Genomic DNA, 16126 nt, shown 5'->3' with positions numbered 1-16126 from the left:
GAGTCCTGATGTCTTCTAGGCCTGCTGCACGCGGGCGTGGATCCTGGCGATCTGCTGCCAGGCCGACTCGATGGCGCCGGCCTGCCAGCCGCCAAGGTAGCTGAGGTGTTCGCCGGCCAGATAGAGGCGGCCATCGGGTTGGCAGAGGACCGGATAGGCCTCCTTGCGACCCGCTTCGCCCCACTCGGCCCAGCCGCCCAGATTGTGCTCGGCCAGGTGCCAGCAGAACGAGAAGGCGTTCTCGTAGTTCTCGGCGTATTCCGGGAAGACCTTCTGGCCGGCGGCGACGGCGTAGGCCGCGCGGTCGGCCGGGCTCTTGGCGCTGATCCGGGCGGCCTCGCCACCGAACATGTAGTAGCCCAGCAGGACGCCCTTCTGCCCCTGCCAGCCGTAGGAGGGCAGGGTGATCGAGTTGATCCCCGGTATGTCGGTATAGACGTGGCCGCCGTAGATGTGGTGCTTCTCTTCCCAGAAGCGCGTCTTCATCTGCAGGCCGATCTTGTTGACCGGCGCGTACGAGACGCCCTCCATCGCCGCCTTGAACGGGGCCGAGGCGTCGAGGTCGATCTGCTTCAGTACGCTGAGCGGGATGGTGCAGACGCAGTAGTCCGCGGTGACCTCGCCCTTCTTGCCGTCGGCGCCCTTGAACGAGACCGTGACGCCGGTGGGCGACTGCTTGATCTTCTCGACGACCGTCGAGTAGCGGATCATCGGTCCGACGTGCTTCTCGAAGCCCTTGGCGATCTGGTCCATGCCGCCGATCGGCTGCAGCATGGTGCGCTGCTGCTCGTAGCCGGTGACCGAGCTGAGAACCCGCCAGGCATTGCTGTCCAGCACGTCCTTGAAGGCGAACGGCGGCAGCTCCTTGCCGGGGCCGGGATCGACGCCCGCGCCCGGATGGATCGAGAAGCCGCGACCCTCGGTGCCCTTGTAGGCCAGGTCCTTGGTCAGGCGGCCTTCATTGACGACGTAGGCGATGAACTTCTCGCGGTCGAGACCCGACAACGGGGCGTCGAGCTGGCCCTGGCTGGCGGCCTTGGCGACCAGTTCGGCGGTGTAGCCGCGAATGTCGGCGGCGATCTCGCCCTTGCGGACCGGCTTGCCGGCCAGCGCCCCCGCGCCCTTCTCGAAATAGACGTAGGAGGCGTCGTTGTCGTTGACGAAGCTCTCCAGCGGCACGCCGAACAGCTTGGTGTAGTGCAGGGTCGAGCGGTGGTGGTACGGGATCCGCCACGGGCCGTGGTTGATGTAGTGGCCCTCGTCGAACTCGCAGGTCTGGGTGTTGCCGATCAGGTCGGTGTGCTTGAAGCCCTTGCGCGCCGTCTGGCAGCGGCCGCCGGCGAACGAGCGGGCCTCCAGGACCTGCACCTGATAGCCGGCCTTGCTGAGCTCATAGGCGGCGGTCATGCCCGCCAGGCCCGCGCCCAGGATGACGACCTTGGTGTTTTTGGCCCCGCCGGTCAGCGTGGGGGGCAGCTCGGTGGCCGAGGCCTGGGAGAAGCCCAGGGCCTCCATGCCCGACAGCACCAGCGACATGCCGCCGACGGCGGCCAGACTTTCGAAGAACCGTCGACGTGTGAGTACGCCACCCGCCGTTACAGCGTCCAATCCACTCATAACATCCCCGCCCGTTGTTGTTGGCCGGTGTCGATCGGACGTCCGGCTCCGCCCCGGGCGGCGACGCCGCGCCGGAACGTGGACATCTCGAAATCGCGACCTTCGCCGCGCAATCCACTTTCGGTCAAGATCGCCAGCGACCCGTCCGACGCCTGACCATTGGGCGCCTGGCGCGGTCTTTGAGCGATCGATGGGCGAGGTCGAAAGATCGCCGCGGACTCGCCGAATCTCTGTTTTTCTGCCCTTCAGCGACATCGTCATGGAAGTCCGATGAACTCGTCCGTCCCCGTCCTTCGCCTGCGTCTCGCCCGTCCAGATGACATGCCCGTGCTGTCTGCCCTGATGGACCGCGCGATTGGCGAGTTGCTTCAGGCGTTCCTGCCGCCCGAGGGGGTGAAGGCCTCGTTCGAGATCATGGGCCTGGACACCCAGCTGATCGACGACGGCACCTATTTCGTGGTCGAGGATTTGTCTTCTGGAGGGAGCGCGATCGCCGGCTGCGGTGGTTGGAGCCGGCGCGCCACGCTATTCGGCGGCGACCACTCGGCCGGACGCGACGCGGCGCTGCTGGATCCCAGGACGGACGCCGCGCGGGTGCGGGCCATGTACACCCACCCCGATCACACCCGCAAAGGCGTCGGCAGGATCGTCCTCGACGCCTGCGAGGCCGCCGCGCGCGCCGAGGGCTTCAGCCGCGTCGAGATGGCCGCGACCCTGGGCGGCGTTCCGCTGTACCGGGCCTGTGGCTATCACGACATCGAGCCGTTCGAGGCGGTGACCTCGACCGGCTATCGCGTCCCGCTGATCCGGATGGGCAAGGCGCTGACCGTCTAGGCGGACCCCACGATCATCGTTCATACCCCGGCGGGCCTAGAGGCATCGGGGTGGGGTTCAGCTTGACCCAGCTCACGGCCAGTTCGCAGAGCTCGCCGCCCGCGCCGTCGCGCTCGCGCACCTCGGCGACGACACGCGCCGCCCTCTCGCGCTCACTGTCAGGCAGGGGCGCGCCCGAGCCGAGATGGGCCAGGAAGGCGCGGGTCATCTTGCCGTAGTCCGCGTCCCAATTGGCCGCGCCGTTGCGGTCGACCTCGTCGGCGACACGGCCGGCGATGCGGATGACCTCACCCTGCACGGTGGCGGCGGGGCCTCGAGAGGGCACGAGCATGGCCCACAGCTCCTGCTGTTGGTCCTGCCAGCGCGCCGCCTTGGCGACGATCGGGGCGCGGCCGTCGTGCATCACGCGGCGCGGGACCGGTGGAGCGTCGAACAGGACGTAGAGGCGGTCCAGCCCGGCGCTGGTCGCCTCTACAGAGTCGGGGTTGAACCCTGCGCGATGGAACTCGAAGTTCTCGCCTATACGCTGCACGAACGCCCGCATCTGCGGCGTGACCGGTCCGGGGGCGGGCCGCCCGCCGGCGAAGGCGCGCTTGACCAGGTCGCCGAGGCCCGACTTGCGCGGGGGATCCGCCGCCAGAAGCAGCTCCGATACTTCCGCCATGGTTTCGATCTGGGCGTTGCTGCAGTACTGCAGACCCGCCGCGAGGGGTGTCAGGCCCGCGGTGTTGAGCGCGCCGACCTTGGCGCCGCGAGCTAGCAGGGCCTTCACCGCCTCGGGATTGGCGGACTTGGCCGCCTTGTGCAGCGGGGTGTCGGCGTCCTTGTCGGTCGCTTGGATGTCGGCGCCAAGGTCGAGCAGGGTGTCGATTCGGCCCTGCCAGTTGCCGGCGTGGGCATGCAGTGGCGTGCGGCCGTAGGTGTCGCGGGCCTCGAGATCTGCACCCTGAGCCACAAGCCAGCGGGCCAACTCGTCGGGACAGTCGCGAAACGCCAGCGCCGACTGCTTGCCGTAGCCGCCGCGCGCATCGAGTTCGCAGGCGTCGAACACCGCCTTGAGGGTGCCGAGGTCACCGGTTCTCAGAAGCGCGTCGAAATCCTTGGGGAGAAGCTTCTTCTTGGCCTTCGGCATGGGCGATCGCCTTTCGGTCGCTGTTCGCGCGCTAACGCTTGGGTAGAGAGCGGCAGCGGGCGAAGTGTTCCCGAGATGCAAAAAGGGGCGGACCCGGCGGCCCGCCCCTTCGCTGTCTACCCTGAGCCCTGGCCTTAGAAGGCGTAGCTCAGTCGGCCGTAGTAGTAGCCGCCGTTGATGCCGTAGGGCGAGAACGAGGGGTACTGGGTCACGCAGCCGCCGCCGGAAGCGATACAGGCGGTCTGGAAGGCGGACGTGAACTTGTCCGGATACTTGTTGAACGCATTGTTGGCCCCGATCGCGGCGGTGACGCCCTTCGGGAACTTGTACGAGAGCTCGACGTCGGTGATCGCCGCGGCGCTGGCCACGGTGTTCAGCAGCGGGCCGGTGCCGGGATCCGACAGGGCCGAGGCCTTGCCGTAGAAGGTCTCGGTCAGGCTCAGCGACAGCTTGCCGAAGGTGTAGAGGCCGTTGAGGCCGACCTTGTACTTCGGCGCGGCCTTCTCCAGCAGCGAGGCGGCGTTGCCGGCGAACAGGACCTGACCGCTCGGGAAGGCCGTGCTGGTCGTGGCCAGGGCCGTCGGGGCCGCCTTCACCTTGGTGATCTTGGTCTTGTTGACGTTGCCGCTCAACGTCCAGTCGATGCGGCCGTAGTCGCCCAGGTCCGTCGGGTACGAGACCACGAAGTCCAGGCCCCGCGTGCGAGTGTCCAGGCCGTTCGAGAAGATGTTGATGCCGGTGCTGGCCACGGTGCTGTCCAGCACGTTGCCGTTGGCGGCGATCGCGGCGTTGACGTTGCTGTTGACGACGACGCCGTTGCGCAGGCCGTAGACCGAGCTGGAACCGAAGATCCGGTCCTTCAGGTTGATCTGGTAGACGTCGATCGTCGCCGTCATCTTCTCGATCGGGTGGGCCACGATGCCCAGGCTGTAGTTCTTCGACTTCTCGGGCTTCAGCGCGTCGATGCCCAGAAGGCGGGCCGCCGGCGAGTTCGGCGCCAGTTGCACGAAGGCGCTGGTCGGCGAGACGTTGGTGGCCGAGTAGAACGACTCCGCCAGGGTCGGAGCGCGGAAGCCCGTCGAGACCGTGCCGCGAATAGCGAACATCTCGCTGAAGTCATAGCGGCTGGTCAGCTTGGCGACGGTGGTGTCGCCGAAGTCGCTGAACTTCTCGTAGCGGACGGCCGCGTCGATCTTCCAGGCCTCGACCGGGGTGGCGGCGACGTCGCCGTACAGGGCCCAGCTGGTGCGCGAGTGGCCGCCGGCGTCGGTCTTCTGGAAGCCCGGATACGACTGCGAGCCTTCCTTGTAGGTCGAGGCCGCGTCGCCTTGGCCGATGCGGTAGGTGTCGCGGCGCTGCTCGTAGCCGACGGCGACATCCAGCGGGGCCGAGAAGCCGACATCGAAGCCGCGACGCAGATCCAGGTTGTTGGTCCACTGGGTCGTGCGCCAGCTGCCGGCGTGGAACGAGGTCGGGGTGAAGCCCTTGGTCGTGGTGGTCGAGGTGTCGGTGTAGAGGCTGGCGTTGGCCGAGTCCTCGACGCGGACCTCGATGTCGTCCTTGCCGTAGGTCGACGACAGGTCCATGTCCCAGCCGGCGATCTTGCCCGAGACGCCGAGGGTCAGGGCGTAGTCGTCCTCGATGATGCGCTCGCGGGGCGAGAAGCCCAGCGGGAAGGGCCGGTCAGCCGCGCCCATCTTGCCCTGGATGCGGTTGTAGCGGCGGTAGTTCTCGTAGGCCGAGGCGTCCTTGTGGCCCAGGGTGCCGAACGAATAGACCTCGAAGTCGGCCGGCAGCTCGACGCCGGCGTTGAAGGCCAGGTTGTTCAGGCGGTACTCGGCGTCGCCCGAGATCAGGTTCAGGTTCGGATAGCCTGGGATCAGGCTCTCGACGGCGTTGTTGGCCGCCGAATAGCTGGGGCTGGCGGGGTTGAAGACCCGCTGGTCGGGCAGGCCGCGGTTGCTGAAGCCGTGGTATTTGCTCTCGACGGTGATGTTCAGATAGCTGGTCTCGGTCGGCGCCATGCCGATGTTGACCGAGCCGCCGGCCGTCTTGCCGCCGCCGTCGAAATATTCGCCGCCCGTGGCCGAGATCGAGCCGCCCGAAGGGTTCTTCTTCAGGATGATGTTGACGACGCCGGCGATGGCGTCGGTGCCGTACTGGGCCGCGGCGCCGTCGGTCAGCACCTCGATGCGGCCGATGCCGGCCATCGGGATGAAGCCGAGGTCGGCTGCGGCGGCGCCTTGATAGACGCCCGACAGAACGGCCAGGTTGCCGGTGGTGTGGCGGCGCTTGCCGTTGACCAGCACCAGGGCCTGGTTGGGCGACAGGCCGCGCAGGCGCGCCGACAGGGTCAGGTTGGCGGTGTCGCCGCCGAAGGCCTGGGCGTTGAACGACGGCACCAGGTTGGCGAGACCCAGGCGCAGATCGACCGCGCCGGTGCGTTCCAGCGTGCTGGTGTCGACCACTTGGACGGGGGCGGGGCTGTCGATGACACGCAGGCCCGTCTGGCGCGTGCCGGTGACGATGACGACGTCAACCTCGGTTTGATCGGCCGGCGCATCGGGCGCTGCGGCGAAGGCTTGTGCAGAGTAACCAAAAGTAATGGATAGCACGGAAATACCCGCCAGTAGGGCAGGTTTAAAACGTCGATTCATTAGTAACCCCCTCATTGTATTTATTGACGCATGACGATTCCCTTCTCCGCGACGTTCTTCTCCCCACGATTATATTTTTTGACGCGGGTACTAAAAGCTATCGGATACTCTCCCGACGAATTCATGGGGAGGGCAGGTTTCTGCGTTCGGCAATGGAAGGCTGTCGGGAAAACGCCACAACCGCGCCAGCGCCCGATGGGCGCCGTTTTGCGCGGCGGACGATCTCGGATTTTAGGCAGTTGCGTAGGGCGCTAGCGCACGCGAGGGGCGCGTGCGGGGCCAAGTTTCACGCGCAGAGGCGCATCGGCGGGGCCATTTCGTCGGTGTCTTCGGTTTCGAACAGGTCGAACGCCTCTTCCCAGATCTCCAGGCGGGAATCGCGCAATTCGGCGTCATCGGTGACACGGACGATCTGATCCTCGCGATCGTTCCAGACCAGACCGATGTCGGTCACCCGCTCCACGTCGCGGCCCAGCAACAGGAACATGTCGGCCTTGGCCGCGCGCTCATGGCTGATGCGGCGCAACGTGCGCCCGCCGCCCAGGTCCCGGTGGATGTCGGCGAAGTCCAGCACGGCCGAGATCAGGGCCTGGTTGACGGGGGCGACGGCCCAGGGGGAGCAGGTGAAGTGCGACATCCAGGACTCCTTTGGGGGCTCTCCAGTCTCGACATCCGCAGAATGTGCGAGCATTGCGACAGAAACGGTCGTAAGCTGTCCTTCCACCTGGGAAACGCATGAGACACGAGAAAGCTACGCGCCTGCTGGATCTCGCCCGCATGCTGGCCGGATCCGCCGAGGGGCTGACCCTGGACGAGATGGCCCGCAATCTGGACGTCGGCCGCCGCACCGCCGAGCGGATGCGCGACGCCGTGTGGGCGGCCTTCCCGCAGATGGAGGCGATCGACGATCCGCCGACCAAGCGCTTCCGCATCCCGTCGGGGCTGGACGGAGTCTTCCAGACACCGACCGCCGAGGAACTGGCGGCGCTGCGCACGGCGGCGGATTCCTATCGGGCGTCAGGCGCCGAGGCGCGCGCCGCCTCGCTCTACGCTCTGGAGGGCAAATTGCTGTCGGCCTTGCGAGGCGCGGCCCGCCGGCGCGTGGCCCCCGACGTCGAGGCCCTGGTCCAGGCCGAGACTATCGCCGTCCACGCCGGCCCGCGTCCGTTCGAGGATCAGGCGCTGTTGACCGCCATCCGCACGGCCATCAAGGGGCTGTCGGCCTTGTCGTTCCGGTACGAGGGCGGCAGCACGCCGGGCCGAACGCGCGAGGTCACGCCGCTGGGCGTCCTCTTCGGCCGTAGCAACTACCTCGTGGCGCTGGAGGGCAGGGGCGGCAAGCCGCGGTCGTGGCGCCTGGACCGAATGAGCGATCTGAAGGTGCTCGAAAAGCCAGCGCCGCCTCCCGAGGATTTCTCGCTGCAGGCCTTCGCCGACGAGAGCTTCGGCATCTATCACGACGAGATCCAGGACGTGGTCCTCCGGATCAAGCCCAGTCGCGCCGAGGACGCCCTGCGCTGGCGTTTCCACGCAACGCAGAAGGTGGCCCAGGAAGCGGACGGTTCGGTGACGGTCACCTTCCGCGCCGGCGGCATGCGCGAGCTGTCCTGGCACCTCTTCACCTGGGGCGGTGATATCGAGATCGTCGCGCCCCAGGTTCTGAAGGACATGATGGTCCAGGAACTGCGCGAGGCTGGCCGCGCCCATGGAGCGTGGTAGAGCGAACGCATGAACTACCGTCACGCCTTTCACGCCGGCAACTTCGCCGACCTGCATAAGCACGCGATCCTGCTGGCCATGCTGTCGGCCCTGCAGGGCCAGAGCGAGGCCGTATCGGTGATCGACACCCACGCGGGGGCGGGCGGCTACGATCTTTCCGGCGACATGGCCCGCCGCTCGGGCGAAGCCCAGGCGGGGATCTTCCGGCTAAAGTCGGCGGCCGACGCGCCGCCGGTGTTCGCGCCGCTGCTGAAGGCGGTGGCCGACATGAACGGCGGAAAAGCGGGGGATCTCTATCCCGGTTCGCCGCTGCTGATGGCGCGGGCCTTGCGCAAGACCGACCGTTATGCCGGTTGCGAGCTGCGGCCCGACGACGCCCAACTGCTACGCAAGACCCTGGCGCCCTACGCCAACGCCCAGGCGCTGCAGGCCGATGGCTTCGCGACCGCCGTCCAGCAGGCGGGCAGGGGCGCTCGCGCCTTCGTGGTCATCGATCCGCCGTTCGAGCGGCCTGACGACTACCAACGAATCGCGGAAACGACGAAGGCGGTCCTGGCGCGCGCCAAGACCGCCGCCCTGGCTGTCTGGCTGCCGATCAAGGATCTAGAGACCTTCGACGCCTTCCTGCGGACGATGGAAACTGTCACCAACGACCTGCTAGTCGCCGAGCTTCGTCTCCGTCCCCTGACGGATCCCATGAAGATGAACGGCTGCGCGATGGTGATGATCGGAGCGCCGGCCGCCGTCGACGGCGCGGCCGCGGAGGCCGGCGACTGGATCGCCGCGCGCCTGGGCGAGGCCGGCGGCCGCTCTCGCGTCTGGCGGACGTGACTTGAAGCTCAAGGCCGCCCCCAGCCTCGCGCAGGCCCTGCCGGTCTGGCTGAAGATCGGCGTGCTGGGCTTCGGCGGTCCGGCCGGACAGATCGCCCTGTTGCACCGCGAGGTGGTCGAGCGACGCGACTGGATCGACGACGACGAATTCGCCCGCGCCTTGAGCTTCTGCATGCTGCTGCCCGGGCCCGAGGCCCAGCAACTGGCGACGTGGCTAGGCTGGCGGCTGCACGGGATCCGGGGCGGCGTCGCGGCCGGCCTGCTGTTCGTGCTGCCGGGCTTGGCGGTGATGTTGGGCCTCTCCGCTCTCTATGTCGCCCACGGTCGATCCGACTGGGCGGGGCTGGTGCTGCTGGGGCTGAAGGCCGCGGTGGTGGCCCTGGTGCTGCAGGCCCTGCTGAAGATCGGCCGACGAGCGATCAAGGACCGGCTGGCCGCCTTCGTGTGCGGCGTGGCTTTCGCCCTGCTGGCCTTCACCACCGCGCCGTTCCCGCTCGTGATCCTCGCCGCTGGAGGGCTGGGCTGGATCACGGCGAAGGGCGGCGGCGAACCGGTCTCGCCCGCCGCGCCGCCGAAAGGGGAGAAGAAGATCGCCCTGGCCTGCCTGGCCTTGTGGCTGGCGCCGGTCGCCCTGGCCTGGATCGTCGCGCCGGGCTCGACCCTGGCCTGGATGGGGCTGTCGTTCGGCGGCCTGGCCGCGATCAGCTTCGGCGGCGCCTATGCGGCCCTGGCCTATATCGGCCAGGCGGCCTCGGCGTTCGGCTGGCTGTCGGCGACCCAGATGCTGGATGGTTTGGGCCTGGCCGAGACCACGCCGGGGCCGCTGATCCTGGTCTTCGTCTTCGTGGGCTTCGTCGGCGCCTTCCAGACCGCCGCGCCGGAATGGGCCTGGGTCCTGGGCCTGCTGGGAGGGCTGATGGCGGCGTGGGTGACCTTCGCCCCGTCGTTTCTCTGGATCTTCGCCGGCGGGCCGTTGTTCGAGCGCTGGGGACGACGCCCACGCCCGTCGCGCGCGCTGGCCCTGATCTCGGCCGCTTCGGTCGGGGTGATCGGCCAACTGGCCCTGTGGTTCGCCATCCATCTCCTGTTCCGTAGCGGCCAGACCATGGAGGTCGCCGGCGTTCTTCGGGTGATGCTGCCGGACCTGGCCAGCCTGGACTACGCGGCCCTGGGCCTGACCGTGCTGGCGCTGATGCTGACCTTCGCCACGCGCCTGCCGATGCTGGCGACGATCGCCGTGTTGGTGGGCGCGAGCGTTCTGCTGAAGGCGATGGGATTGAGTTGACCCGAGGAAGCATTTTTGCGGTTGCGAACGCGTTTTCCGTGTTATGTTGCACCGCAATAGATCGCTGACGCCCCTCTGGCTCCGGGAGCAATTCCCCATGGTTTCGATCTTCACCTTTCTTCCCGAGTTCCAGGCCGACAAGGTCGAGCCCGAGATCGCGCCCCGCGTGGCGATCGGCGCGGCCTCGCCGCTGTGGCTGATGTTCGGCGGCGCGGCCGCCGCTGGCGCCACCTACTGGTGGTGGGCCAACCGCTGGCGCGAGGCGGTGAACCTTGAGTCGCTGATGGCCCTGGCGCCCGAGCCGGTGGCGCCGCCGGTCGAAAGCGTCGCTGTCCTTGAAGCCGCGCCCGAGCCGGTCGTCGAGGCCGAGCCGGTCATCGAAGCCGTCGCCCTGGTCGCCGAGACCACCGAGGCGGTGCTGGACGCGACCCAGGACGTCGTGGAGGCCGCCGCCGAACCACTGGTCGAGACGGTGATCGCCGCTAACGAGGATATCGTCGAGGCGGTCGTCGCTCCCGCCGTCGAGGCCGAGCCCGTCGTCACGCAGGCTTTCGAAGCTGTCGCCGACGCGCCGGTCGAAGTGGCGGAGGCCGCGGCTCCGGTGATCGAGGCCGCCGCCGAGACCGCCCAGGCCGTCGGCGACGATCTGACCCGTCTGGTCGGGGTTGGTCCCAAGCTGGCCGCCTCCCTGGCCGAGCTGGGCGTGACCACCTTCAGCCAGATCGCCGCCTGGACGCCGGATGAGCTGGCCTCGTTCGACCAATTGCTGAGCCTGAAGGGGCGCGCCGAGCGCGACGCCTGGATCGCTCAGGCCAAGCGGCTGGTTGCTACACCCGCCGAAGCCTAAATTCTCGCAAACAATGAGAGGCCGCCGCTCGTCCCGGCGGCCTTTTTCGTGCGCGCTCGTGGCCCTCGCGGATGTGCTTCCCCGTACGTAATGCTTTCAAAAGCTTCGGAATACGCGCGAGAACGCTACAAGTGCGTGCCCAAGGCCACACTTCGTTCGAAATGCGACAAATAAACGACGCCAAGATTGCGGCGGCGCAGCGAAGCAGCTTGGTTGGCGTTAGCGGTCATTCGTCGCGTGCCAAGGGGGCTTGGTGGGGAGGCGTGCCGCGCATCCGCAATCCAAGGCGAAAATCCTCCAATGCTCATCCACCGTAGACATCTTCTAGCCTCGACGATCATCGCGGGGCTGGCGGTCGGCGCGGCTCTGCCGGCCATGGCTCAGACCGCCGCGCCACTGCAGACCACCCAAGACGCCGCCAAGGCCTCGGACAACGCCGAGGTCGAGGCCGTCGTGGTCACCGGCTCGCGCATCAAGCGCTCGGCCTTCAACAGTCCCGATCCGATCCAGGTCATTTCCGCCGAACAAGGCCAGCTGCGCGGCATCGCCACCGCCACCGGCCTGCTGCAGTCGTCGACGATCGCCTCGGGCTCGCCGCAGGTGACTTCGGCCATCTCCAGCGCCCTGGTGACCGACGGGGGCCCCGGCTCGGAGACGGTCTCGCTGCGAGGCTTGGGCCCCAACCGCACCCTGGTGCTGCTGAACGGCCGGCGCGCCGGCCCGGCGGGCACCCGTGGCGGCGTTTCGGCCTTCGACCTGAACGTGCTGCCGCTGGCGGTCATCGACCACGTCGACATCCTGAAGGATGGCGCCTCGTCGATCTACGGCTCGGACGCCGTGGCGGGCGTGGTGAACATCATCACCAAGCGCGACACCGACGGCATCGACGCCGAGATGTTCTACAGCCAGCCGCAGAAGCACGGCGGCGAGCAGTACTCGGCCAGCGCCAGCTTCGCCAAGACCTTCGATCGTGGCTTCTTCAGCCTCTCGTATGAGTACTTCAAGAAGGCGGAGCAATCGAACGGGCAGCGCAGCTATACAGACTGCGGCCGCTCGTACATCACCGACTCGAGCGGCAAGCGGAAGGACACGATCGACCCGCGAACCGGCCAGGTCCAATGCCGCGACCGACTGTACGATCAGATCTGGCTTTACGACTTCAACTTCTCGGGCCTGGCTGGGAAGCTGCAGTATGACTACACCGGCAAGATCGGCGGCTTGATCCCGCGGGTTCCGGCGGGCGGCGGCTATCCCGGCGCGCCGGCGGGCTTCTACGTCGTTGGCTACAGCGATGATCCGCAAGCCGCCGACATCGGCGTGCTGGACTACAACAGCCCGTTCAATCTGGCCGCGTCGCTGACGCCGCGCACCGAGCGCAACACGATCTTCGCCCAAGGGGCCTTCGACATCACCAGCAGCGTCGAGGCCTATGGCGAAATCCTGCTCAACAGGCGCGCCACCAAGACCAACGGCTACCGCCAGTTCTGGAGCTATCAGTACACCGGCGACTACGATCCGTTCTCGGCCGGTTTCACCGGTGACTACATTCTGTCGCCGACGCCGGTCACCAACCGGTCCCGGGCCGGCCAGCGCGTCGACTACCAGCGCTATGTCGGCGGCCTGCGCGGCGACTTCGGCGGTATCGATTTCCTGAAAGGCTGGGACTGGGACATCTTCACCCAGTACAGCCACAGCAAGGGCCTGTATTCGCAGGACGTGATCCTGCAGGACGCGGTCGACAGCGCCGACGGTCGTCGTGACGGGAATCCCGCCGATCCCAGCACCTGGGCGAGAGGCCTGGGCGCGCGCGGCAATTCCATCATCCGCCCGACCGCCTCTTGCGCCGGCTATGTCACGCCGATCAGCAAGCGGCAGTGCGTCGACGTCTCCTGGGTTTCGCCGGACTTCCTGGCCGGCAAGTACACGCCAGCGGAAGAGGCGTTCCTGTTCGACACCGAGACCGGCAAGACGATCTACAAGCAGCTGGTGTTCGAAGGTTCGGTCTCGGGCAATCTGTTCAAGCTCCCAGCCGGCGATGTCGGCGTCGCCCTGGGCTTCCACTACCGCAAGGACTCCATCAACGACACGCCGGGCGCGATCACCCTGGCCGGCAACTCCTGGGGCCTCTCGGCCGCTGGCGTCACTAAGGGCGACGACCTGGCGCGCGAAGTCTATGGCGAGCTGAGCGTTCCGCTGCTGAAGGACATGTTCCTGGCCGAGCGCCTGGACCTGTCGCTGTCGGGCCGTCACACTAAGGTCAATTCGTACGGCGAGGACGACACCTACAAGATCGGCCTGAACTGGCAGATCATCCCGTCCCTGCGCTTGCGAGCGACCCGCGGCACCTCGTTCCGCGCCCCGGCGCTGTTCGAGTTGTACAAGAACGCCCAGACCGACTTCGTCAGCCAACGGCTGGTCGACCCCTGCATCCGCTGGGGCCAGAACCTGGCGCAGGGCAACATCACCCAGCGCGTGGCCGACAACTGCCGCGCCGACGGCATCCCGGACGCCTATACCGGCCAGGGCGCCCAGGCGACCACCACCTCGTCCGGCGGCAAGGGGAACCTCGAGGCCGAAACCTCGCTGGCCAAGACCTACGGCGTCATCTGGACGCCGAAGTTCGCCGACCTGCAGGTCGCCGTCGACTACTTCGACATCAACGTGAAGAACGAGGTCACGCAGCTGGGCTCCGACGTCATCGTCAAGGAGTGCTACAAGTCGCTGAACTTCCCGACCGACAAGCTCTGCAGCCTGTTCAAGCGGGATCCGGGATCGCACTTGGTCACCGACATCACCGACAACTACATCAACATCGCCGAGCAGATTAACCGCGGCATCGACCTCACCGTTCGCTACGGGGTCCAGCTGCCGTGGGACATCCGCATGACGACCGAGCTGCAGTCCACCTGGCAGCTGAAGGACACCGAGGCCAAGTTCGCCGACACCGTAAAGGACCTCAACGGCTTGGTTGGCGATCCCGACTGGACCGGCCAGCTGAACCTGAGCTTCCAGAAGGGCGATTGGACCGGCTTCTGGGGTATCGACATGGTCGGCAAGGCTTCCGACGCCGAGACGGAAGCCGACACCAACGCGGCGGGGACCCTGTTCTACAAGATCCACACCGAATTCACCGCCTATCACAATGTCTCGCTGCGGCGGCAGTTCGAGGGCTGGTCGATCACCGGCGGCGTTTCGAACCTGTTCGACGAGCATCCCCCCGCGGTCAGCTATCTGCAGGGCCAATACAGCACGGTCGGCGGCTCGGTGCTGTCGTCGCAATACGACTATCTGGGCCGTCGCGCCTTCCTGAACATCAAGGCGCACTTCTAAGCGCGGCTTGATCTCCCCTAAGATGGCGGCGGCGGAGCGATCCGCCGCCGTTTTTCTGTCCGAGGCTCCACAGCGTGAACGCCATCATCCGGGGCAAGCCCGACAATCTCGACGCCATCGGCGAACGCTTCGAGCGCGCGCGGCTGACCCAGTCGGTGTTCCTAAACAGCGTGCCCAAGGCCGGCACCCATCTGATCCGCAACATCATGCGGATGTTCGTCGCGCCCGAGCAGCACTGGCGGCGCGAGTACATCCAGCACGCCCTGCTGTCGCGCAGCCGCGACGCCTTCGATCCCAAGGCGCCGATGATCAGCTGGGGCCACATGCTGTTCTCGGACGAGTCGGCGGTGGCCCTGCGCGACGTGCGCCACATCGTGCTGGTGCGCGACCCCTATGACTGGGTGCTGGCGCGCGCCCGCTTCTATCTGTCCGACGAGTTCCAGGGAAACCTGAACCACATCAAGGACGGCGGCGCCTCGGTCGAGGACGTCATCATGATGATGATCCTGGGCGCGCACAGCCGCGTGCCCGACCTGAAGGACGTCTTCGCCATGAACGCGGTGGCCTGGCTAGGCTCGCGGGCCGTGATCGTCCGCTACGAGGACATCGTCGCCAACCTCAAGGACCTGGGCTCCAAGCGCGCCGAGGCCTTCTTCCGCCAGCTGCTTGCCGATTGCGGCCTGGATCTGCCCGCCGACTGGCGCGAGCGCGTCGAGGCCGGCGCCGACCCCCGCGAAAGCCGCACCGCCCGCGAAAACCTGCAGGTCACGGTGGATGTGCCCAAGGTGCTGTCGGACACCCACAGGCGGGTGGTGGATTTCCACGCGCCAGGCCTGCGGGCGTTGCTGGGTTACCGGGACTAGAGCCCGAACGCCTGAAGCAACTGGTCCGCCGCGGCCGAAGCCGGGAGTTCGCCCCCTCGCACCGCCGTCTCCAGCTCGGGGACCAGGGCCGCCACGGCCGGCGCGGTCTTGAAGGCGTCCTCCAGCCGGTCGCGGACCATGGCCCACATCCAGCGGGCGTCCTGGTCGGCGCGGCGGCCGGCGCGGGCGCCGTTGGCGGTCATCACCTCGCGGTGACGCCGGATCTGGGTCCACAGCACGTCTAGGCCCTGGCCCGTGAGGCCGGAGGCGGTCAGCACGGGCGGCGTCCAGTCCGGGCTGGCGGGTGTGAGGATGTGCAAGGCGTTGCGGTAATCGCGCGCGGAGCGCTCCGCCTTCTGGGGATCGGCGTCGGCCTTGTTGATGACCAGCAGGTCGGCCAGCTCGATCAGGCCTTTCTTGATGCCTTGAAGTTCGTCCCCGCCGCCGGGGATCAGCAGGGCCAGGAAGATGTCGACCATGTCGGCCACCACCGTCTCGGACTGGCCGACGCCGACGGTCTCGACGATGACCACGTCGAAGCCGGCCGCCTCGCACAGCAGCATGGCCTCGCGGGTCTTGCGCGCCACTCCGCCCAGGGCGCCGCCCGATGGCGAGGGGCGGATATAGGCGTTGGGCTGGACGCTGAGCCGCTCCATCCGGGTCTTGTCGCCCAGGATCGAACCGCCGTGCCGGCCGGACGAAGGATCCACGGCCAGCACCGCCACGCGGTGACCCGCCTCGGTCAGGTCGCAACCGAAGCGCTCGATCGTCGTCGACTTGCCCGCGCCGGGCACGCCGGTGATCCCGATGCGCTGGGCGCGTCCGGTCCGCGGCATCAGGCGCGACAGCAAGGTCCGCGCCGCCGCCTGGTGGTCGACTCGGCGGCTCTCGACCAGGGTGATGGCGCGCGCCAGGGCGGCGCGGTCGCCGGCGACCAGGCGCTGCTCCAGCGAGTCGATGTCGAGGGCGGGGCTCACGGGATCTCGCTTAATGGACGGCTGGCGACCGGGG

General features: G+C 67.6%; 12 protein-coding genes. 7 read left to right on the top strand and 5 right to left on the bottom strand.

The window, feature by feature from the left end; genetic code table 11:
* Positions 1-15: 15 nt before the first annotated feature.
* Positions 16-1617 carry a flavin monoamine oxidase family protein gene (locus MZV50_RS18875; protein ID WP_252630825.1) on the bottom strand — a complete coding sequence of 534 codons (1602 nt, stop codon included), beginning with the start codon at positions 1615-1617 and terminating at the stop codon, positions 16-18.
* A 270-nt stretch (positions 1618-1887) separates the two neighbouring features.
* On the opposite strand from MZV50_RS18875, the gene MZV50_RS18870 reads away from it, so the two are divergent.
* Entirely contained in the window at positions 1888-2451 is a 564-nt protein-coding gene (locus MZV50_RS18870) for a GNAT family N-acetyltransferase (RefSeq protein ID WP_252630824.1), read from the top strand.
* Between the two features lie 13 nt (positions 2452-2464).
* Here the strand turns inward: MZV50_RS18870 and MZV50_RS18865 are convergent, their stop codons facing one another.
* The 3 genes from MZV50_RS18865 to MZV50_RS18855 form a co-directional block, all read right to left on the bottom strand.
* Positions 2465-3583 carry an ankyrin repeat domain-containing protein gene (locus tag MZV50_RS18865; protein ID WP_252630823.1) on the bottom strand — a complete coding sequence of 373 codons (1119 nt, stop codon included), beginning with the start codon at positions 3581-3583 and terminating at the stop codon, positions 2465-2467.
* A gap of 134 nt (positions 3584-3717) precedes the next feature.
* Positions 3718-6198, bottom strand: coding sequence for a TonB-dependent receptor plug domain-containing protein (locus tag MZV50_RS18860; protein ID WP_252630822.1), 2481 nt, complete (start codon positions 6196-6198; stop codon positions 3718-3720).
* Between the two features lie 328 nt (positions 6199-6526).
* Positions 6527-6877 (bottom strand): hypothetical protein, encoded by a 351-nt coding sequence (locus MZV50_RS18855; RefSeq protein WP_252630821.1) that lies wholly within the window; start codon positions 6875-6877, stop codon positions 6527-6529.
* A gap of 98 nt (positions 6878-6975) precedes the next feature.
* Between MZV50_RS18855 and MZV50_RS18850 the strand changes: the two genes are divergently transcribed.
* From MZV50_RS18850 to MZV50_RS18825, 6 genes are all read left to right on the top strand, one after another.
* The gene (locus MZV50_RS18850) at positions 6976-7959 is read left to right on the top strand and encodes a helix-turn-helix transcriptional regulator (RefSeq protein WP_252630820.1); all 984 of its coding nucleotides are present in this window, start codon (positions 6976-6978) and stop codon (positions 7957-7959) included.
* Between the two features lie 9 nt (positions 7960-7968).
* Positions 7969-8790, top strand: a complete 822-nt coding sequence (gene rlmJ / locus MZV50_RS18845) for a 23S rRNA (adenine(2030)-N(6))-methyltransferase RlmJ (protein WP_252630819.1) — start codon at positions 7969-7971, stop codon at positions 8788-8790.
* Position 8791: 1 nt separating this feature from the next.
* On the top strand, positions 8792-10075 hold the full coding sequence (chrA, locus tag MZV50_RS18840) for a chromate efflux transporter (RefSeq protein ID WP_252630818.1): 1284 nt from the start codon (positions 8792-8794) through the stop codon (positions 10073-10075).
* Between the two features lie 97 nt (positions 10076-10172).
* Complete coding sequence (gene phaH, locus MZV50_RS18835; protein ID WP_252630817.1) at positions 10173-10922, top strand: phasin PhaH; 750 nt, start codon at positions 10173-10175, stop codon at positions 10920-10922.
* 300 nt (positions 10923-11222) lie between these two features.
* Positions 11223-14252 (top strand): TonB-dependent receptor plug domain-containing protein, encoded by a 3030-nt coding sequence (locus MZV50_RS18830; protein WP_252630816.1) that lies wholly within the window; start codon positions 11223-11225, stop codon positions 14250-14252.
* Positions 14253-14326: 74 nt separating this feature from the next.
* Positions 14327-15115, top strand: coding sequence for a sulfotransferase family protein (locus MZV50_RS18825; RefSeq protein ID WP_252630815.1), 789 nt, complete (start codon positions 14327-14329; stop codon positions 15113-15115).
* Here the strand turns inward: MZV50_RS18825 and meaB are convergent.
* On the bottom strand, positions 15112-16092 hold the full coding sequence (gene meaB, locus MZV50_RS18820) for a methylmalonyl Co-A mutase-associated GTPase MeaB (protein ID WP_252630814.1): 981 nt from the start codon (positions 16090-16092) through the stop codon (positions 15112-15114). The genes MZV50_RS18825 and meaB overlap by 4 nt on opposite strands.
* Positions 16093-16126 lie beyond the last annotated feature (34 nt).

The sequence above is a fragment of the Caulobacter segnis genome (genome assembly GCF_023935105.1).
Taxonomy (GTDB): domain Bacteria; phylum Pseudomonadota; class Alphaproteobacteria; order Caulobacterales; family Caulobacteraceae; genus Caulobacter; species Caulobacter segnis_B.
This window is presented reverse-complemented; position numbering and strand designations above follow the sequence as displayed.

Bases quoted from the DNA above. Each gene is read 5' to 3' on its own strand.
- MZV50_RS18875 (WP_252630825.1), bottom strand. From the start codon at position 1,617: ATGAGTGGATTGGACGCTGTAACGGCGGGTGGCGTACTCACACGTCGA.
- MZV50_RS18870 (WP_252630824.1), top strand. From the start codon at position 1,888: ATGAACTCGTCCGTCCCCGTCCTTCGCCTGCGTCTCGCCCGTCCAGAT.
- MZV50_RS18865 (WP_252630823.1), bottom strand. From the start codon at position 3,583: ATGCCGAAGGCCAAGAAGAAGCTTCTCCCCAAGGATTTCGACGCGCTT.
- MZV50_RS18855 (WP_252630821.1), bottom strand. From the start codon at position 6,877: ATGTCGCACTTCACCTGCTCCCCCTGGGCCGTCGCCCCCGTCAACCAG.
- MZV50_RS18850 (WP_252630820.1), top strand. From the start codon at position 6,976: ATGAGACACGAGAAAGCTACGCGCCTGCTGGATCTCGCCCGCATGCTG.
- rlmJ (WP_252630819.1), top strand. From the start codon at position 7,969: ATGAACTACCGTCACGCCTTTCACGCCGGCAACTTCGCCGACCTGCAT.
- phaH (WP_252630817.1), top strand. From the start codon at position 10,173: ATGGTTTCGATCTTCACCTTTCTTCCCGAGTTCCAGGCCGACAAGGTC.
- MZV50_RS18830 (WP_252630816.1), top strand. From the start codon at position 11,223: ATGCTCATCCACCGTAGACATCTTCTAGCCTCGACGATCATCGCGGGG.